This window comes from Pseudomonadota bacterium (assembly GCA_039815145.1).
Taxonomy (GTDB): Bacteria; Pseudomonadota; Gammaproteobacteria; order Steroidobacterales; family JBCBZW01; genus JBCBZW01.
Map to the genome: position 1 here is coordinate 1 of JBCBZW010000010.1, position 20,588 is coordinate 20,588.

The following is a 20,588-nucleotide window of genomic DNA, read 5'->3' on the forward strand; positions in this document are numbered from 1 at the left end:
GCCTACGGTCTCCTCGCGGACGCGGCCACAGGTCGATTGCTGCCCGACTATCGGGTGGCCGCGGTGAGCCAGGAGCACGGACACGTGAAGGGGCCGGACGTGGTGGCACGCCTGCCGGTGGGCACACAGGTGCGCGTGTTGCCCAATCACGTGTGCATGACCGCCGCCGGCTTTGAGGGTTATGTCCTCATCGATGAAGGCGGTGGCAGCACCGACTTCTGGCCACGCGTGAACGGCTGGTAGCAAGCGCCCAGCCTTATGACATACGGGGAACGCTGGCGCGCCCGTTACCTAAGATTCCAGCGGCACTGCATCTCATCGCAGCACCCCTTGGCGAATAGTTCTGTAAAGTAACTCCGGCGCGATTGCGTTTCCGCGATCGCGTTCATCGTGCGTACTCGCCACCTTGCCGAGCATCTGGTCCTACGCCCACCGCGGCGCCTGCAAGCGCCAGGGTCCGTGCGACCGATCAGGCAAGGTACTTATGCAAATCCGAGCGCCGCTGCGCACACGCCTCGCCCCCGTCCTCTTGGCGCTCTTCGCCCTGGCCGCAGGCTGCGGTGGCGATAGCGGAGGTGGCGGCGGCAGCTCACCGCCGCCCAGCGATGAGACCGGCAACACGGATCCCGCTCCCGCGCCCTCCACACCCTCGATCAGCGCGTCGGCGCGGGTGAGCGTCGCCGAGGGCAGCGCGAAAGCCCTCGACTTCTCCGCCAGCACGAGCGACGGCGGCGTTCTCTCGCTTGCCCTCGACGGACCGGACGCCTCGCGCCTGCGGATAGACGGGCAGAGCGTACTCTTTCTCGATCCTCCCGACTTCGAAGATCCGGCTAACACGGACAACCGTTATCTCTTCGAGATTGTGGCCACCACCGCGGACGACACCGCAAGCGCCTCGGTAGCAGTAGACGTGGTGGATGTGCTCGAGGCACGAGTGATCGACGGCCCTGTCGCCGATGCGATCGTCTACGTCGACCTGGATGGCGACGGCGTGCTGGACGTGGATGAACCCTCGGCCCTCTCGGATGATGAGGGCTACGTGATGGTGCCGGACTTCACGCCACAGCCGGGGATCACGGCGCGGCTGATCGCCACGGACGGCGTGGATACCTTCACAGGCCTTCGCTTGGAGGGCTTCACCATGGTGGCCAGCATCCCCGAAAGCTCCACGGAGACCTTCACGGTCACCCCCCTCACCAGCCTGCTGACGAGCCTCGGCGACGACGCCCAGGCCGAACGGCTACTCGATGCACTAGGTGTGCAGGCCGATACCGACACGCTGCGCACCCTGGATGTCTGGGAGGCGAGCCTCGGCGGCGATACGGAGGCCAACACGTTGCTACAGCTCATGCAGGAGCTGGCCTTCACCCTGCGTGCCCTGCGCGAAAGCGCCCTCGCCGCAGGTACCGACCCGCGCGCGGTCGCACGCCTGGAGCAGGCCCTGCAGCGGCAACTCGGGGAGCGCCTGATCGGCGGCGCCTCCCTCAGTGATGCCGAGCCGCTGGGAAACGCCCTCTCGAGTGCGATCGCCGAGGCAGCCGGGGCTCCATTGTCCGAGGCCCAGGTGGACGCCGTGGCCCGTGCGGTGGCTGAGGTCAACGCGCTCCTGGCCAGTCCCGACGCAAGCCCGGTCAGCTCCACCGGCGCCGCCGTCCTCGCGGTGGTGCAGTCGGACACCCTGCGCGACCTGGCGCAGGTTCGTGACGAGCAGACGACGCCGCAGGCCTTTGCCCAAGCACAGGCGCAAGCCTTCTCGGACGCCGTACGCACGGCCCAACCGAGCGCGTTGGACACGGACGCAGACGGCATGCTCGACAGCTTCGACCGCGACGACGACAACGACGGCGTCGAGGACAGCGACGACGACTTCCCCCTCGACCCCACCCGCGACAGCGCGCCGCCGGAGCCCGCCGAGGATGATCTTGACGGCGACGGCATCCCCGATGCGACCGATCCGGACGATGACGGCGACGGCGTAGAGGACACCGCGGATGCCAACCCGCGCGACCCCCGTGTAAGTGCGCCGGCCAACTTCACCACAGCGCAGCGCTTCAAGCTCCTCTCCATGGGCACCTTCGGCCCCACCCCCACCCTGATGGCCGATCTCGAGCGCCTCGGCCCCGAGGCCTGGGTGGACGCGCAGCTGGCGACGCCCTCGGCCTACGACAGCGCCAGCGACGCGTGGCCGACGCACCTGGAGCGCACGATCGAGATCGCCGAGGCCTTCGCCCCCGATGTCGATTTCTTCACCGTGGACGAGGTGGACGGCAGCGTGGCCTTCAACGAGCGCACGGCCGAACCGCTCGTGCGCCGCTTCCAGATGGCGGCGTGGCACGACAACGTGTTCGGCTCCGTGGACCACCCCCTGGTGGGCAGCGACCCTCTGCGCCAGCGCATGGCCTACGCCTTGAGTCAGCTGCTCGTGACCTCCACCAGCACACCGCCCCTCGACCAGCGCGGAGAGAGCCTCGCCTACTTCTACGACCTCCTCGCCCGGCACGCCTTCGGCAGCTACCACGAGCTCCTCGGCGATGTCGCCCGCAGCCCCACCATGGGCACCTTCCTCTCCCACGCGGGCAACAAGAAGGCAAGCGCGCAGGACGCCACGCGCCCCGACGAGAACTTCGCCCGCGAACTCGTGCAGCTGTTCACCCTCGGGCTGTACGCGCTGACGGAGGGTGGCGAGCCGGTCTTCGACAGCGCCGGGCTGCCGACCCCGGTCTACGCCCAACGCGACATCGAGGAGCTAGCGAAGGTGATGACCGGCTGGCACCTGGCCGGCGGCCGCAACTTCCGCGGTCCGCGCACGGGCGACGGCGAACACACCCGACCGATGGTCTTCGACCCGAGCTTCCACGAAGACGAACTCGATCCCTACTACGACGGCGAAGGCGACGGCCACATCACCCTGCTCGGCCAACGCCTCGCCCTAGACGCCGCGGACCGCACCCTCGACGGTAACGGCAACTCCACCCGCAGCGGACTCGACGCGAGCTTGGACGTGCTGTTCGACCACCCGAACATCGCCCCCTACATCGCCAAGCACCTGATCGCGCACTTCGTCACCGCGAACCCCTCGCCGCAGTACGTGGCGCGGGTGGCGGGTGTGTTCGTCGATGACGGCGCGGGCGTACGAGGCAATCTCGGCGCCGTGCTCAAGTCGGTCCTCCTCGATCAGGACGCCTACGCACCAGGCACCGCCAGCAGCAAGATCAAGGAGCCGCTGCTGGCCTACACGCAGTTGCTGCGGGCCGTGGATGTCGCGCCCGTGCCGTCGGGCTTCATGAGCAACAAGGTCGACGTGCCGATCACCGAGGTCAACATCTACTACGAGAACGAGCTCGAGGAAGTCATCGGCTATGCGCCCATGCGCGCCGAGTCCGTCTTCAACTTCTTCGCCCCCGATTTCGTGCCACCGGACGCGGACCTCACCCAGGCCGAGCTCCTGGCGCCGGAGATGGTGATGTTGACGGACCAGTACTACGCCAACGTCGCCAACCTGGTGCTGGCCCTCGCCAATACCCGCGAGTTCGTGCGCTTCGATCGGGGCTTGAGCGAACGTCGGGTACTGGGCTTCTCCAACGGTCGGGTCTTCGATGTGAACTTCACCGCCCCCCTGAACGCCATGGAGCTGGCCATGGAGGGCGACAGCAACATGGACTTCGCCAGCATCAACCTCGAAGACGAGAACGGCGGACAGCCCTTCAAGGCCGCCGCCGTCGGCGCGCTGGTCGACTGGGTGGACGAGCGTCTGTTCGGCGGCGCCTTGCCGGGCGAGTACCGCGATGCCCTCACCCAGCACCTGCGCGACGGCATGCACAAGGGCGAGCGGGCCGACGACCCACCCGAGGTGAAGACCGACAAGCGCGTGCTCGAGGCGTGGGAGCTGGTGCGCGACGCGCTGGTGATGGCCACCTCGATGCCGGCCTACATGGTGCAGTGAGGAACTCCCCATGACACTCGACCGACGTGACTTCCTGCGCTTGAGCTCGCTCGCGAGCGTGGGCTGCTGCACCCTCGGCGCCACCCGCGCGAGCGCGAACAACGGGGTACCGACGGGCGACTACAAAGCCCTGGTGGTCATCATGCTGCGTGGTGGTAACGATGCGCACAACATGCTGCTGCCCCTATCGGCCACCGACGCCTACGCCACCTACGCGGCCACCCGCGGCAGCCTGGCCGTCGCCGACACGACGCTCACCGTTCCTGATGCCACCATCGCGCCTGGGGCGAACCCCTACCGCGGCGACACTCCCCTGGACGCGGCCCAGGCCTACCTAGCAGGCATGTACGCCCTGCCGGGCATGCCGCTCGGCGTCAACAGCGTCATGCCGGAGATCGCCCAGCTGCTGGAGAGCGCCAGCGTCAAGGCCGTGCTCAACACGGGCAACCTCGTGGGGCCCACCAGCAAGGCGCAGATCGAGGACGGCAGCGCCGACCTCCCCCTGTTCCTCTTCGCCCACAACCACCAGCGTCGCCAGCTCGAGCTGGGGCGCGCCGATCAACTGAACGGCCCTGGCTGGGCAGGACAGCTGGCGGACCGTTGGTTCGGCGCCTACGACCCGGCGTTTCCCTTAGGGCTAAACGTGTCCATGGACAGCGCCAGCAAAATGCTCACCGGTGAGCGCACCACCCCGGTGGTGTTGCCGTCCACCGGACCCACGGCCTTCAATCCCTTCGCCATCGATGGCGCCATCGACAGCAACGTCGACCGCCTCGCCGCGAACCGACGGGCGCTCTACCAATACCTCATGGGCGATCCACGAGCCCCTCGCTTCGACGACACGGTGCGACCACCGGCCCAGGACTACACCACCCGCACGCCCCGTTCGCCCGAGAACCTCTTCGAGCAGGCCTATCAGCGCTTGGGCGATCGCTCGGACGACGTCCTCGCCCAGCTGAACGACGATTGGCAGGCCACCCAGGCGCGCCTCGCCTACACCTCGGCGGACCTCTACGGCAACCGGGGCAGCGACCTCTTCGCCATCCCCTCCGCGGACGACCTCAACCTCGAACTGCCCTCGGCCTTCGGCAGCTTCATCGCTCAGCTCGCAGCGATCGCCACCATGATCAAGCTGGCCAGCGATCAGGGCTACGGGCGCCAGATCTTCCTGGCCCACCTCGACGGCTTCGATACACACAGCAACCAAGCTGAGACCCATCCCGCGCTGCTACGAGAGCTCAGCCTGGGCCTCGATAAGTTCCACAAGGCCATGGGTGACCTGGGCCTCGCGGACAACGTTCTCGCGTACACCCAATCGGACTTCGGTCGCACCTTGAGCAACAACGGCGACGGCACCGATCACGGCTGGGCTACCCATCAGCTCGTGCTGGGCGGCGGCATGCGCACCCCCGGCATGCTCGGCGATGCACCAAGCCTGGCCCTGGGGTCGGACGATGACATCTCCGACAAGGGTCGCCTGATTCCCACCCTGGCCAACGATCAGCTCACGGCCACCGCGGTGGACTGGTTCGGCGTGACGCGCGACGACCTACGAGCGCTGTTGCCGAACCTCGCCAACTTCGCCCGCGATCCCGGGGACATCGCCAGCGCTCTGCTCGGGGAGTTGCTGACCTAGCGTCAACCTAGGCTGCGGCCGGAGCCTACTCGGCTGAGCTTCGAGTCCGCCGCCGTTCGAGTCCGCCGCTTTTGAGCGCCAGCAGCATGAACCGCCCCGGAGAACGTCATCGCCGCGACAGCAGCCGCAATCGGGCCCCTCGGTGTGAATCATCGTGTTTCCTGGATCCGCGAGGGAATGGCGTAAAGTAGTTTCGGGACAGGAGGTTAGATCGATTTTCCACCTATCCACGCACGCCAGGCCCGCGCCCCGGACGCTCGACAATCACCATCCTGGTACCCTTGCGGCCGTCATTCGCGCCCGTGTCGACCGATCGACTCGGCGGCCGCGATCAGCGCCTCAAAGCAAGAACAGGAGTTCTCATGCGAAGCCCCAACTCACCCTCACCCCACGCCAAGCTCATCCCGTGGCTGCTCAGCGGCCTGCTCACGCTCGGAGCGGCGATCGCGCCCATCAGCGCGCACGCCCAGGACGACATGGGCGCCGCCATGATGGCTGGCGAACTGCCCGATCCGATCGTGCTGAAGGAGGGCGACGTCACCGGGCTGCTCAAGGTCGCCAAGGAGCTTCAGGCGCTCGGCCTCAAGCTCGACGAGAATCCCACCGGCCCGAACTTCGCTGAGCGCCTCGCCGGCCAGGAGAAGGCCAAGGCGATTCTGAAGCGCCACAACTTCACGCCCGAGCGCGTGCAGACGGTGGCCTACAGCGTGGGGCTCGCGATGGCTGCCGCCAGCGGCGACCTCGAGGAGTCGCGGGCGCAGATGGAGGAGATGAAGGCAATGAAAGACTCCATGCCTCCCGCGCAGTGGGCCCAGATGGAGAAGATGATGGGGCCGGGCCTCAAAATGATGGAGCAAGCCCTGAACCAGCCGAAGGGCAACATCGCCCTGGTCAAGAAGTACGAAGACGAGCTCAACTCGCTGCAAGACTAACGGCTCTGCAAGGCTCACCATGACGCTCAAGCGACGCGAATTCGTCGGCGCCGGGGTCGCCGCCCTCACCCTGTCGTCACGGCTCCTGCGAGCCCAGACGCGCCCGCGGGTGGTCATCGTGGGCGGCGGCGCCGGCGGCGCGACGGCCGCCCTCGCCTTATCGCGCGAGTCCGAGGGCGCGGTGGACGTGGTGTTGGTGGAACCCACGCGCACCTACCACAGCTGCTTCTACTCCAACCTCTACCTCGGCGGCTTTCGCCAACACGACAGCCTCGCCCACTCCTACACCCGCCTTGCCTCCCAGTACGGGGTGAACGTGGTGCACGACTGGGTGCTGGGGATAGAGCGCGACAAGCGGGAAGTGCGCCTCGCGAGCGGCTCGACGATCGCCTACGACCGCCTCGTGCTGAGCCCTGGCATCGACTTCGTGCCGGGCGCTGTGCCCGGCTGGGACCTCAGCGCCCAGAACAAGATGCCCCACGCCTACAAGGGCGGCACACAGCTCGCGCTCCTGCGCAGCCAGGTGCTGGCGATGAGACCTGGCGGTCTATTCGCGTTGATCGCCCCGCCGAACCCCTACCGTTGCCCCCCGGGCCCCTACGAGCGCGTCTCCATGCTCGCCCGAACGCTGAAGGCGACCAACCCCACGGCCAAGCTGTTGATCATCGATCCCAAGACGCGCTTCGCCAAGCAGGCCCTGTTCGAGGAGAGCTGGTCTCGCCACTACCCCGGCATGATCGAACGCATCGATGGGGATGCAGGCGGCGCCAAGGTGGAAGTGCGCCCCGACCGTATGCAGGTGGTCATCGACGGCGCGGTGCAGGCCGTTGATGTGTGCAACGTGGTGCCGGCGCAGCAGGCGGGGCGTATCTGTGCCGATGCCGGACTCACCGCGGCGAGCGGTTGGGCGCCGGTGGTGCCGGCCAGCATGCGCAGCCGCGCCGATGAGAACATCTACATCCTGGGCGACGCCTCGCAACAGGGCGATATGCCGAAGTCGGCCTTCTCCGCCAACAGCCAGGCCAAGGTGGCCGTGCGCGCCATCCTCGCCTCGCTGAGCGATGCACCGCCGCCAGCGGCGAGCTACGCCAACACGTGCTGGTCCCTGGTCGCCGAAGACGACAGCGTGAAGATCGGCGCCACCTACGAGGCCACGCCGGAGAAGATCGCCAAGGTATCCGGCTTCGTCTCGAGCACGGACGAGCCTGAAGCGACCCGGCGCGCCAACTACCTCGAGAGCGTCGGCTGGTACGCCGGCATCACTGCAGAGATGTTCGGCGGTCCCTGAACGGTCACGCCTCAACGCCCTGGTGACTCAAAACCTCACGTAGCTCCCCAGCGTGACGGCGGTACGGCCGCTGGGGACCGTCCACGGCGTACTTCTCTTAATCCCACTGTAAAGCGAAAAAACCCACACCGTTATGCAACAACGGCCTGTGGGTTTTCTCTATCCCGTCCGATAGCCGAACACTGAGAAGGAGCGATCGCGCCGTGCGCATCGCCCGTCAACACCGGCGCCCCGAGCGGGCCGACGTATCGAGATAGAGCACCATGAGCGACGCAGAACAAGACCAGGCACAACCGAAGCGCGGTCCGAACACGATCGATTCCGCCCTCGACCGCGAGGTCGGCCAGCAGGGCGCCGAACGACGCCGGGAGGACGTGCAGGAGGTGAAGGTCGACGGCGACGGCGACCAGGCAGGTCAGGCACCGCGTGCGGGCGGCTACGGGACACCGGAGTTTGCGGCCGACGGCGACAGCGAGACGCTCGTGGAGCGTACGCCGGAGGCAACGTCCATCGAAGACGTGCAGGTGGATGCGCGCACGGTGTCGCTCGACGGTGCGCCGGCGGACAACGGGGGCGCCGAGTCGCGCCGCGGTTCGAGCAACTCAGCGCCGAGCGGTAACAGCGAGGACGAGTCCCCCGCTCCGATCAACGCCGCATCGCCCGCCGAAGAAGGGGCTACTGACGACGCGACGCCTGGTGCATCGCGCACGTTCGCTTCGGATGCCGAGCGGGCAGGTCCCGCCTTCCCTCAAGGGGAATCGGAGATACCCAACGGGTCCTTCATCCCCGTGGAACTCGACGACACAAGCGGTGACGAGGAGGCCGCGACCAGCGCCCCTTCCTCGCCAACCGAGGACAACGAAGCACCACCCGCCGCGGCGGCCGATCAAGATACGCAGGGCGCCCCCGAAGCCGCCGCCAGCGACACCACGGCGGTCTCCGACGGCGCCAGCGCGCCCGACGAGGCGGGTGAGAACGCCGCCCGTGGCGATGAGGAGGCCGCGACCAGCGCCCCTCCCGCGCCGACTGAGGACAACGAAGCACCGCCCGCCGCAGCGGCCGGTCAAGATACGCAGGACGCCCCCGAAGCCGCCGCCGGCAACACCACGGCGATCTCCGACGGCGCCAGCGCGCCCGGCGAGGTGGGTGAGAACGCCGCCCAAGGGGATCAGGAGGCAGCGACCAGCGCCTCCTCCTCGCAGACTGAGAACAACGAACAACCACCAGCCGCCGCCGCTGCCGACACCACGGTGATCGCTGACGGCGCCAGCGCTACCAACGAGGTGGGCGAGAACGCCGCCCAAGGGGATCGCGTAGGCATCGTCGCGACAGCCCCTGGCAACGAAGACGCCCCCGTTACCTTCTCCCTCGCCGACGATGCCGGCGGACGCTTCGCGATCGCCTCTGCGACCGGCGAAGTGACCGTCGCGGCACCCGAGCTGCTGGACTTCGAGAGCGCCCAGAGCCACGAGATCGTGGTTGAGGCCACTTCACCGAACGGCGCCGTCAGCACGCAAAGCTTCGTCATCCAGGTCACCGACCACGACGAGTTCGACCTGTCCCCCGTGGTGGACGGAGATGCCGCGCAGGACGGAATCACCGAGAACGCCAACGTTGGAGACACCGTCGGCGTGGCGGTGAGCGCCGTCGACGAAGACGGCAGCGATAACGCCGTGCAGTACTCGCTCAGCGAGAACCCCAACGGGGCCTTCGCCATCGACGCGAGCAGCGGTGTCGTCACGGTCGCCGATCCCGCCGGTATCGACTTCGAAACCTCACCGAGCATGCAGATCGAGGTCACGGCCACCGCGCAGGACGGCTCGACGAGCACGCAACGCTTCGACATTGCGGTTGATGATGTCAACGAGTACTCGGTCACCCCCGCCGGCGACACCGATGACGCACCGAACCTGGTCAGCGAGAACGCCCGCGTCGGCGACCTCGTCGGCGTCGCGGCCGCCGCCGAGGACGCGGACGGTACTGACGCCGTCAGCTACAGCCTGACTGGCAACCCCAACGACGCCTTCGCCATCGACAGCGAAACCGGCGTGGTCAGCGTGGCGGACCCGGCGGGCATCGACTTCGAGTCGGCATCGTCCATGCAGATCGAGGTGACCGCCACCTCGGCGGACGGCTCCACCTCAACCCAGACCTTCGAGATCGCCGTCACCGACGAGAACGAGTTCGACATCACGGCCACCGCGGACCGCGATGCCGGCAGCGACACGGTGGCCGAGAACGCGGCCGCGGGCGACCGCGTGGGCGTGACCGCCTTCGCCAGCGATGCAGACGGCTCCAGCAGCGGCGTCGAGTATTCGCTCAGCGAGAATCCGAACGACGCCTTCGCCATCGATCCGGTCACGGGCGAGGTAACGGTGGCTGACCCCGCGGCGCTGGACTTCGAATCCGCCCAGTCCATGCAGATCGAGGTTACGGCGACCTCGCAGGACGGCTCCACCTCCTCGCAGTCATTCGACATCGCGGTCACAGACAGCGATGAGTTCGACGTCTCCGCGGTGGAGGATAACAATGGTGTCGCCAACACGGTCGCTGAGAATGCTGCAGTCGGTGATTCGATCGGCGTCACCGCCTTTGCCGCCGATGCCGATGGCACGAACAACGGTGTTGAGTACTCGCTCAGCGAGAACCCGAACGATGCCTTCGCCATCGATCCCGTGACGGGCGAGGTCACCGTCGCTGACCCGGCAGGCTTGGATTTCGAATCCACCCAGTCCATGCAGATCGAGGTCACGGCGACCTCGCAGGACGGCTCCACCTCCGCACAGACCTTCGACATCGCCGTCACCGATAGCGATGAGTTCAACGTCTCCCCGGTAGAGGACAACGACGGTCTCGCCAACTCGGTCGCTGAGAATGCTGACGAGGGCGATTCAGTGGGAGTCACTGCCTTCGCGAGCGACGCCGACGGCACCAACAACGGCGTCGAGTACTCACTCAGCGAGAACCCCAACGACGCCTTCGCCATCGACCCGAACACCGGCGAAGTGACCGTCGCTGACCCCGCAGGTTTGGACTTCGAGTCCGCCCAGTCCATGCAGATCGAGGTCACCGCGACCTCGCAGGACGGCTCCACCTCCGCACAGTCCTTCGACATCGCGGTCACCGACAGCGATGAGTTCGACGTCTCCTCGGTGGAGGATAACGACGGGGTCGCCAACACGATCGGTGAGAATGCTGCGGTCGGCGATCCGATCGGCGTCACCGCCTTTGCCGCCGACGCCGATGGCACCAACAACGGCGTTGAGTACTCGCTCAGCGAGAATCCCAACGAGGCCTTCGCCATCGATCCGGTGACGGGAGAGGTCACCGTCGCTGACCCCGCAGGTTTGGACTTCGAGTCCGCCCAGTCCATGCAGATCGAGGTCACGGCGACGTCGCAGGACGGTTCCACCTCCACACAGACCTTCGACATCGCTGTCAGCGATAGCGACGAGTTCGATGTCTCCGCGGTGAGCGATGCCGACCGGGTCGCCAACACGATCGCCGAAAGCGCTACCGTAGGCGAGACGGTGGGAGTGACCGCCTTCGCTAGCGACACCGACGGTACCAACAGTGGGGTTGAGTACTCACTCAGTGCGAACCCCAACGACGCCTTCGCCATCGATCCGGTGACGGGCGAGGTCACCGTCGCTGATCCGGAAGGGCTGGACTTCGAGTCCGCCCAGTCCATGCAGATCGAGGTCACCGCTACCTCGCAGGACGGCTCCACCTCCACACAGACCTTCGACATCGCCATCACCGATAGCGATGAGTTCGACGTCTCCGCGGTGGCCGACAACGACGGTCTCGCCAACTCGGTCGCTGAGAATGCTGGCGTGGGCGATTCCGTGGGAGTCACTGCGTTCGCGAGCGACGCCGATGGCACCAGCAGTGGCGTGGAGTACTCGCTCAGCGAGAACCCCAACGATGCCTTCGCAATCGATCCTGTGACCGGCGAGGTGACAGTCGCTGCTCCGTCGGGTCTGGACTTCGAATCCGCCCAATCCATGCAAATCGAGGTCACGGCCACCTCGCAGGACGGTTCCACCTCAACGCAGACCTTCGACATCGCCATCACCGATAGCGACGAGTTCGACATCTCACCGGTCAGCGATGACGACGGCGCCGCCAACACCGTCGCTGAGACGGCGCTTGCCGGCGACTCGGTCGGTGTGACGGCCTTCGCCACCGATGCGGACGGCACGTCCAACGCCGTCGAGTACTCGCTCAGCGAGAACCCTAACGACGCCTTCGCCATCGATTCGGTGACCGGTGAAGTCACGGTGGCGGACCCGGATGGGCTCGACTTCGAATCCGCCGAGTCGATGCAGATCGAGGTCACCGCCACCTCCCAGGATGGCTCCTCCTCGACCCAGACCTTCGACATCGCCATCACCGACGGCAACGAGTTCGATGTCTCCGCGGTGAGCGATGCCGACGGGGCCGCCAATACCGTCGCCGAGAACGCCTCGGCGGGCGACTCGGTCGGGGTCACCGCCTTCGCCGCCGACGCCGACGGCACCAACAACGGCGTCGAGTACACCCTCAGCGACAACCCGAACGACGCCTTCGCCATCGATCCGCAGACGGGCGAAGTCACCGTGGCAGACCCCACGGGTCTGGATTTCGAGTCCGCTCAAAGCATGCAGATCGAGGTCACCGCCACCTCGCAAGACGGCTCCACCTCGACCCAGATCTTCGACGTCGAGGTCTCAGACATCGATGAATTCGATACCTCGGCGGTGAGCGACACGGACGGGACGGCGAGCGTCATCGCCGAGGGCGCCAGCAACGGCACCACCGTCGGCATCACCGCCTTTGCCAGCGATGCGGACGGCGCGACCAACGAGGTCTCCTACTCGCTCAGCAGCAACCCCGACGATGCCTTCGCCATCGATGCGAGCACCGGCGTGGTGACCGTGAACGACACCACGGCGCTCGACTTCGAAGCGAGCGACACGATGCAGATCGAGGTCACGGCAACCTCCACGGACGGCTCGTCTAGCACGCAGACCTTCGACATCACCCTCACCGACGACGATGAGTTCGACGTCTCTGCCGTCGCGGACACGGACGGCGCCGCCAACTTCGTCTCCGAGAACGCCACCGCCGGCGACACGGTCGGGGTGACCGCTTTCGCCGCCGATGGGGATGGTACCAACAACGGTGTTAGCTACAGCCTGAGCGACGATGCGGGCGGCGCCTTCACCATCGACGCGGAGTCGGGCGAGGTCACCGTGGCCGATCCGAGCGCCATCGACTACGAACTCAACGCCAGCATGCAGATCGAGGTCACGGCCACCTCGCAGGACGGTTCCACCTCAGCGCAGAGCTTCACCATCGACGTGGGCAACGAGTCCGAGGGGCTGTTCACGGTCACCGCGCAGACCGAGACCTTCGACGATGGTGCATCCGGCTGGTCCAACGACATCACCACCGGCGAAGGCGACTCCGCCTTCGGTGCCTTCCTCGGTCGCTTCGGCGCCGCCGACGGTGAGCAAGCCACTACCAAGGACTTCGGCGTGGCCGACGATGCGGAGTACGTCACCGTCACCTTCGATTTCTACGAGATCGACAGCTGGGACGCGGGCTACTGGAGCCGCGATGCGGGCGTCGAGACCTTCATCGTCGACATCAACGGCGAGACCGTGCTCAACGAGACCTTCACCCACGAGAGCAGCAGCCGACCGACGGACGTCGATCGCGAAGGCGGCGCTGACGGCGTGACCTACACGATCGACTCGGAAGAGTCCGTGCAGATGGGCTACTCAGGGTGGGCTGATCAGGTGCACGAGATCACCATCACCCTGGAAGCACCGGAAGACGGCGTCATGGCGCTGGCCTTCGGTAGCACCTTGCACCAATCCCTGCGCGATGAGTCCTACGGTATCGACAACATCCGCGTGCAGAGCTTCGATGCTAACGGCAACGAGATGCTGGTCATCGAAGAAGGTGCAGAAGGCGGCGAGGTGGTGGGCGTACTCGCCGCTGCGGACAATGCCGATGGCAGCGTCACCTACGAGCTCACCGATGCGGACTCGCCCTTCGAGATCGTCGACGGCAAGCTGCAGGTCAAGGACGGCGCCACCCTCGACTACGAGGCCCAGTCATCCTACGACGTGGAGGTGGTGGCCACCAACGAGAGTGGCCAAGTCGAGTCACAGACCCTCACAGTGCACGTGGCCGACCAGACCGGCCTCGCCGATACGGCGGGCGAAGGGGCCATCGTCGACAGCGACGGCGCGCAGAACACGATCGACGTCACCCACGTGGCGAGCGGCGTGCCCGATAGCCTGCCGATCGACATCGAGGTGCCGGCGTCCCAGGTCGAGGGCAGCCAGTTGCACTTCGTGATCGAGGGCGTGCCCGAGGGCGCTACCCTCTCCGCCGGCCACGCCCAGGGCGACGGCACCTGGCTGGTGTCGGCGGACGAAGCGGGCGATCTGACCCTGTCACCGCCCCAGGGAAGTGCGGGCATCGAACTGTCGATCACCCCGGTGGAGGTGTCCGCCGGCGGCGATAACCTCCTCGTCAACGGCAGCTTCGAGAGCGAGTCCGTGAACGACTGGACCACCGTGACGGAGCTGGAGGGTTGGGAGACCGTCGGCCGCACAGAGCTGTGGGAGTCCGGCTTCTCGGGCACGGAGGCGAGCGACGGCGACGTCTCCATCGAGCTGGACGCAAACCGCGGCGGCGCCGAGGGCATCTATCAGAACGTCGACCTTGCCGAGGGCGAGGTGCACCAGGTGAGCTTCGACCTGCGCGCGCGCCCGAACACCTCGGACGACACCAACACGGTGGAGGTGTACTGGAACGGCGAGCTGGTCATGGAGGTCACCCCGGACTCCACGGAATGGGAGACGATCACCTTCGAGGTCACCGGCTCCGACGGCACGGATCAGCTGATGTTCATGGAGTCGAGCGAAGACTCGGACAGCTACGGCGCACACATTGACAACGTGTCCCTGGTGCAACTGGACGTCGAACACGAGCACCCGGCCCAGGCCTTCGTGTGGGAAGAACAGGATGGCGTGGCCGCCGGTGACTCGGTCGGCATCACTGCCGCGCCGTCCGACGGCGACGACGCCGGCGTCACCTACAGCCTGGCGGACAACCCCAACGACGCCTTCGCCATCGACGCTGAGACCGGTGAGGTCACGGTGGCGGATGCGGACGCGGTGCGCGAGCTCGGCGGCAGCACCGTCGAGTTGGAGGTGACCGCGACTTCGGCGGACGGCGACACCGCCACCCAGGGATTCAGCATCGACGTCACCCGCGACAGCGATGCGAACGAGACCTTCACCGGCGGCGCGGGCGACGACGCCGTAGACGGCGCCGGCGGCGATGACCTGTACCAGTTCTTCGCCATGGACACGGGCACCAACAGCTTCGACGGAGGGACGGGATGGGACGCCGTGGCATTGGAGGTGCCCGCCGGCAGCGATGACACACCTTGGACGATCGAGGTGGACGGTCAGACCATCGACTACGACCTGGACGCCGGCACGATCGACCTGGACGCCGACAGCAGCGGCACGATCACCTACGAGGATGGCAGCCAGCTCGAGTTCGAGCGCCTGGACAACATCTTCTGGTAGCCCTCAAACGAGGGCGACGATGATGATGCCCACGGTCATGAGCGCGTTGGCGCTCAGGATCGCCAACACGCGTAGCAGCATCGAGCGTTGGCCAGGCACGGCCTGCGGCGTGCGCCATTGGATCGCGGCGAGAAGCGTGGGTACCGCGATCACCGCCCCCGCAGCCAGCCGCCCGATAGGCAGGGGCGAGACGGCCACGAAGGTCGCGCTCGCCAGCAGTTGCAGGGCCAGCGCCAGGCGTTGCGCCCCGCCCTGCCCGAGGCGTACGGCCAGGGTGCGCTTCGCGCTCTCCCGGTCGCTCGGCTCGTCGGGCAAGGCCGTGCCTATCGCGCCCGCTAGCTGCATCGGCAGCGTGGCGAGCAGAAGCAACCAGGGAAACGCACTCAGGGTGCCCGCCTGCGCGTAGTAACCGAGGGTCGGCAGCACCACCCCGATCCCGAGCACCTGCAACAGCTCTCCGCCTCCGCGGTAGGACAGGCGCAGAGGCCGATAGCTGTACGCCCAGAGCAACAGCACGGCCAGGCCCGCGAAGATCGGCGCCAGGGGACGGGCGTAGGCGACGGCCAGCACCCCCGTGACCGACACCAACAGCACCGCACACAGGAGGGCGGCGATCGCCAGGTCCCGGCGGGACAGTTGGCCGTCCGTGAGCACTCGACTACCGCCGGAGAAGGGCGTGGCGGTGTGGTTGCGCCGATCGGTCTCGACGTCGGCGACGTCGTTGGCGAAGACGATGTACAGCTGGTCAAACACGCCGAAGAGCAGCAACCAGGCGAAGATCGACCACGAGAACTGGCCCACCAGCGCCAGGGCGAGTACCTGGCCGAGTATCAGGGAGGGCGCGATGTTGCTCTGCGCCGCAGGACGGGCGGCGCGCACCCACGCCGCGACGGTCATCGGCTGGGCATCAGGCGGGTGTCAGCGCGTCGCGGCTCACCTCGCAAAGCCTAACTCCACCGCGAGTTCGGCTCGCTGCTCGGCGAAGCGCGCACCCCACTGCGCACGCCCCCGTCGATCCCAGGTGGCGACGGGAATCTGCCCGCGATCGGCCAACACCTCGTGCAGGCGTCGCTCGTCCTGAGGCTCGCGGGAGAAGCCGAAGGGGTTGCGCGGACGCTCGTCCCGCAGGCGCCCGTACTTCGCATCGTCCTTGGCGATCAGCACGAGCAACTCCTGGCGCCGGCACTCCAGGTAGGCGAGGAAGACCTCGTCGAAGGGACCGATGTGCGCGCGCTGCTCCGGCGCCTTGGCCACCCACTTGGCCCAATCGAATCCATAGGTGAAGTCGTGAACGTAGCGGAAACGGATGCTCGAGTGGATGCCGAATCCGTCGACCAACCCGACGAAGCGCTCGCCCATCGCCTCGATGGCCTCGACGCTGGGCCGATCGGCCAAGGCCTGGATGATCAGATCGAGGTCCCAGAAGACGTTGTCGGGAAAGTGCATGGCGATGGCGCGCACCACGCGCTCGGTCTGGCGGTAGACGGCCGCCGCGCGAGCAGGCGTCAGACCGAGGTGCGGCCACAGCGCCGCGAAGGACGTCGGCTCGCGGCGCCCCGGGCAAAGGGACGCCCTCTCCCCTACTTCTTCGTCGAGCCACGCATCGAGGGCGGCCCCGTCAATCGCTATCGCCGTCATGTGAGCTCAGCCAGCGCCGCGAGCATCGCGGCCAGGATCGTCGCGCTCCACCAAATCGCGCGGTGCAGCTCTAGCTTATACAGGCCCTGCTCGCGAAACGCATCCGTGACCGCGCCCCGGGTGGTGGACAGCAGGCGCGGCACCAGGGCGAAGGCCACGGCCGCCGCCAGCGCAGGAACCGCCCACGGCAAACCCGACCCCAGCCACCATGGCGAGAGCGCCCAACCCGCGGCGCCGAGCAACACCAGGGCCTCGACGAGGCGTCTGGTGGCGGGGTTGCCGAGCGTGTTCGCCCCCGTGCGCTTGCCACCCTCGCGGTCACTACGCTCATCGGCCAGGCCACTCGCGAGTGCACTCGCCAAGGACAGGACGACAAAGGGCCCGAGCAACCCGTACGGCGTATCCCAGGTGACCCCGGACTGGGCGTAGGCGTTCAACCAGGGGAGCACTGCGCCCACGCCGATGGCTTCGAGCAGTTCGCCACCGCCTCGGTAATTCAGGCGCAGGGGCGGCAGCGTGTAGGCCCAGAAGATCGCGAGCGCCACCAGGCCCGCGAGGCCGAGTCCGGGTCGACCGAGGGTCGCCTCGAAGAGGAAGGCCATGCCCACGGCGATCGCCCCTGCCGCCAGGCCGGCCAGGAGCACGGCGCGACTCGGCAGGATGCGGTCGGGGATGGTCTTCGGCGAACAGCCATTGGGAAACATCTGGCGCTTGATGCGATCGACGGCGGCGTCGCCCCAGTCGTTCAGGAAGACGATGTAGAGCAGGTCGGCCACGACGAAGAGCACGCCGAATGCAAGCGCGGGCACGCTCACCCCGCCGGCGACGTAGGCGCCGAGGCCCTGACCGAGTGCCATGGGGACGAGGAGCTTGGGCCAACTCTTCGGCTTGGCCGCGTAGACCCAACGGGTCCACGGGGTCAGGGCTTCTTGTTGCGTTGTCACGAGATCGAGTCTTCCAGCGCGTCGACGGAGACTTGCGGCGTCCTACCGGCGCGCCACCCGCCTCCCGCACGCCGCCCCAGATTGGACCACAGCCCCGAGGTCACGCTCCACCCGCACCCCACAGGACTCACCACCGCCGACCAGCTGATGCGGTACGGACCGAAAGGGGCAGTGGGCAAATTCGCGCGACGACTCACCGTTCGGCGCGGAATCAAATTTGTTCCCTCGCCCAACAGATTCTTAGTTTCCTCGATCGATCAGTCGGTTTCGATACATCGAAACGCTATCAGTCTTCCTCGGCTGTTGCGCGCGAGCCGCGAAGGTCAGACGCTCAAGCCCCACGCCTCACCCGTCCCGCATCGGGCGGGGCTGCAAAGCGCAACCCTCAGGAGTGAACGATGATCAGCAATCGCTCGGCAGCCTTCACGATCAGCCTCCTCGCCACCCTCGCCGCCGCTGGCGCACAAGCCAGTGAATCGAGTGAGCACCTAAGAAGCTGCGATACTCCCTGGGAGCATCACGGCGTCTCGGAAGCGACCATCTTCTACGGCATCGATGCGATCTTCCCGCCGGAGCAAGGGCCCATCTTCGACATGGCGGCGGAGCGCAACACCAGCGCCTACCGCCAGCGGGCCTTCGACTTCTTTGCAGAACGCTTCGGCGTCACCTTCGATGTGAATAGTCCCGGCGTGCAGCTGGCGGTCGACCGAGAGGGCCGCACGGCCACCATGCAGCCGATCCAGCTCGGGGCAGACACCAGCCATCAGGTCTACGGCATCGACGCCCAGCGCATCCCCCAATGGCGCCACCGGCTGCCGATGACGAGCGCTGCCCTGCGCGACGATGGCTATTTCACCTTCGTCGGCGAGGAAGGCTTTCGCGTCCACGGCACCTACGGCGGCGAAGACGGTGTCGAATTACCCCCAGGCAGTGTCTTCCTGCTAGGTGAGTACCGCATGTTCGACGGCGATGATCAGCTCATCGACACGCTGCGCTACCGCTCCACCCAACCTGCATTCGCCGTTGTTGACCCAGGCGCGGCACTACCAACCCAGCTGGTCACGATCACCTGTGAGGTCCAAAGCGATCTGTTCGGTGACGGCAAGGTGCAGGCCCTGGGCACGCAGATAACGCTCGCGGACGGGTCTGCGGATTGGGACTTCCGCTACACGCTGCGCTTCCCGAGCAGAATCTCGGACGCCTCTCTGCGTCGGCCACGCTGCAAGCAGATCCGCGCTCGCACGGGCATCGACGGGCCCTGATCCGCAACGCCCAACGCCCTGCGATCCGATCCCCTAGGTGACCCTCCCCCGGGTCACCGCCCCGCGCCGAGTCCTGGCTCCCCCGGGCTCGGCGCACCTTTTTTCCCGTCTACAGATTCGGCCTAGATCCGTACACGCATCGGGGCAGTTTCGCAGAGACGGCGCGCATCTCCTTCGCTAAGCTGGGGGCTCTTCGGTAAGCGTCGCCCCATGTCCAAGTTCAAATCCACCGTCCACCGCCGCGTCAGCCTCACCGACGGCACCGAGTTCGACGTCGCGCCGGGCGACACCCTGCTGCAAGGCGGGCTCAAGGCCGGTCTCGACTGGCCTAACGGCTGCCGGGTCGGACTCTGCGGCAGCTGCCGTTGCCGCGTCACGCGCGGCAAGGTGCGGGCCTTGACCAGCTTCTCCACGGTGCTCGCTGCCCAGGAGCAGCAAGACGGTCACGTGCTCGCCTGCCGCGCCGAACCCGAGAGCGATCTCACGGTGGAAAGCGATCAGCTCTTCCTAGGGCTCGGCCCCGACGACGCCGACATCGAAGGCGTGGTCTCGCGCGTCGATCAGCTCACCCCACTCGTCTGCCTGGTGCAGATCGACTTGGATCACCCGCACGCGCGGGGCTACAGCGGCGGGCAGTACGCGCGCCTGGAGGTGCCAGGGGCCGTCGCGCCACGGTGCTTCTCCTTCGCCAACGCCTGTCGCGGCGACGGCCAGCTGCGCTTCTTTGTGCGCTTATTCCCCGGCGGGCAGCTCGGCGATTGGCTCGCCAGCGCCGATCGCCTGGGCGCGAGGGTGCGCGTGAGTCGACCGCTCGGTCACTTCGTGCTGCGCGATGCCCATCGCCCAGCCCTGTTCTTCGCCGGCGGCACGGGCTTGGCGCCGGTGCTGGCGATGCTGGAGGAGCTGGCGAGCCGGCCTGCCGCAGAACAACCGCCCGTTCGCGTCGCGTACGCCGCCCGCGATCAACAGCACCTGTTTCACCGTCGCTACCTCGACCCCATCGTGGACCGATGGGCGGCCGGCACCCGCATCGACTTCATCAACGTGCTCTCGCGCGAGCCACGCCCCAGCAGCTGGCGCGGCCTGCGCGGGCACTTCTTCGAGCACCTTCCCCTGCTCACCGCGGGCTTCGAGCAAGCGGACGCCTACCTGTGTGGACCACCGGGCCTGGTCGATGCGACCCAGCTGTTCCTGGTCAAAGCCGGCTTCACACTCGACCGGATCTCCGGCGACCGCTTCCTTCCCTCCTTCGGCTAACACACCCAACACCCCGCTTAGATCACTTTTCCCCGGTCCCCCGTAACGACTTCAGAGGGACCGCCTGGCTCCACCGCTGCCTAGGGAAGA

Annotated in this window: 11 protein-coding genes; 8 read left to right on the top strand and 3 right to left on the bottom strand. The window is 67.0% G+C overall.

Annotated features, from left to right (window positions below; translation table 11 throughout):
• The 6 genes from AAF184_04665 to AAF184_04690 form a co-directional block, all read left to right on the top strand.
• The coding region (locus AAF184_04665; GenBank protein ID MEO0421602.1) for a DSD1 family PLP-dependent enzyme at nt 1–243 on the top strand (243 nt) is incomplete at its 5' end.
• Between the two features lie 241 nt (nt 244–484).
• Nucleotides 485–3,943, top strand: coding sequence for a DUF1800 family protein (locus tag AAF184_04670; protein MEO0421603.1), 3,459 nt, complete (start codon nt 485–487; stop codon nt 3,941–3,943).
• Nucleotides 3,944–3,953: 10 nt separating this feature from the next.
• Nucleotides 3,954–5,579, top strand: coding sequence for a DUF1501 domain-containing protein (locus AAF184_04675; protein ID MEO0421604.1), 1,626 nt, complete (start codon nt 3,954–3,956; stop codon nt 5,577–5,579).
• Between the two features lie 362 nt (nt 5,580–5,941).
• On the top strand, nt 5,942–6,511 hold the full coding sequence (locus AAF184_04680) for a hypothetical protein (protein MEO0421605.1): 570 nt from the start codon (nt 5,942–5,944) through the stop codon (nt 6,509–6,511).
• Between the two features lie 19 nt (nt 6,512–6,530).
• A complete protein-coding gene (locus tag AAF184_04685; GenBank protein ID MEO0421606.1) occupies nt 6,531–7,799 on the top strand; it encodes an NAD(P)/FAD-dependent oxidoreductase in 1,269 nt (422 codons plus the stop codon).
• 263 nt (nt 7,800–8,062) lie between these two features.
• Nucleotides 8,063–15,397, top strand: a complete 7,335-nt coding sequence (locus tag AAF184_04690) for a cadherin domain-containing protein (GenBank protein MEO0421607.1) — start codon at nt 8,063–8,065, stop codon at nt 15,395–15,397.
• Between the two features lie 3 nt (nt 15,398–15,400).
• On the opposite strand, the gene AAF184_04695 is transcribed toward AAF184_04690, so the two are convergent.
• The 3 genes from AAF184_04695 to AAF184_04705 are packed head-to-tail and all read right to left on the bottom strand — an operon-like array spanning nt 15,401 to nt 17,979.
• Nucleotides 15,401–16,294 (bottom strand): prenyltransferase, encoded by an 894-nt coding sequence (locus tag AAF184_04695; GenBank protein ID MEO0421608.1) that lies wholly within the window; start codon nt 16,292–16,294, stop codon nt 15,401–15,403.
• 36 nt (nt 16,295–16,330) lie between these two features.
• Complete coding sequence (locus AAF184_04700; protein MEO0421609.1) at nt 16,331–17,035, bottom strand: ferrochelatase; 705 nt, start codon at nt 17,033–17,035, stop codon at nt 16,331–16,333.
• Entirely contained in the window at nt 17,032–17,979 is a 948-nt protein-coding gene (locus tag AAF184_04705; protein MEO0421610.1) for a prenyltransferase, read from the bottom strand. Before AAF184_04705 ends, AAF184_04700 begins: the two co-directional genes overlap by 4 nt.
• Before the next feature lie 398 nt (nt 17,980–18,377).
• Between AAF184_04705 and AAF184_04710 the strand changes: the two genes are divergently transcribed.
• Entirely contained in the window at nt 18,378–19,241 is an 864-nt protein-coding gene (locus AAF184_04710) for a hypothetical protein (GenBank protein ID MEO0421611.1), read from the top strand.
• Nucleotides 19,242–19,451: 210 nt separating this feature from the next.
• Complete coding sequence (locus AAF184_04715) at nt 19,452–20,498, top strand: 2Fe-2S iron-sulfur cluster binding domain-containing protein (GenBank protein MEO0421612.1); 1,047 nt, start codon at nt 19,452–19,454, stop codon at nt 20,496–20,498.
• Nucleotides 20,499–20,588 lie beyond the last annotated feature (90 nt).

Bases quoted from the DNA above. Each gene is read 5' to 3' on its own strand.
- AAF184_04670 (MEO0421603.1), top strand. From the start codon at position 485: ATGCAAATCCGAGCGCCGCTGCGCACACGCCTCGCCCCCGTCCTCTTG.
- AAF184_04675 (MEO0421604.1), top strand. From the start codon at position 3,954: ATGACACTCGACCGACGTGACTTCCTGCGCTTGAGCTCGCTCGCGAGC.
- AAF184_04680 (MEO0421605.1), top strand. From the start codon at position 5,942: ATGCGAAGCCCCAACTCACCCTCACCCCACGCCAAGCTCATCCCGTGG.
- AAF184_04685 (MEO0421606.1), top strand. From the start codon at position 6,531: ATGACGCTCAAGCGACGCGAATTCGTCGGCGCCGGGGTCGCCGCCCTC.
- AAF184_04690 (MEO0421607.1), top strand. From the start codon at position 8,063: ATGAGCGACGCAGAACAAGACCAGGCACAACCGAAGCGCGGTCCGAAC.
- AAF184_04695 (MEO0421608.1), bottom strand. From the start codon at position 16,294: ATGACCGTCGCGGCGTGGGTGCGCGCCGCCCGTCCTGCGGCGCAGAGC.
- AAF184_04700 (MEO0421609.1), bottom strand. From the start codon at position 17,035: ATGACGGCGATAGCGATTGACGGGGCCGCCCTCGATGCGTGGCTCGAC.
- AAF184_04710 (MEO0421611.1), top strand. From the start codon at position 18,378: ATGATCAGCAATCGCTCGGCAGCCTTCACGATCAGCCTCCTCGCCACC.
- AAF184_04715 (MEO0421612.1), top strand. From the start codon at position 19,452: ATGTCCAAGTTCAAATCCACCGTCCACCGCCGCGTCAGCCTCACCGAC.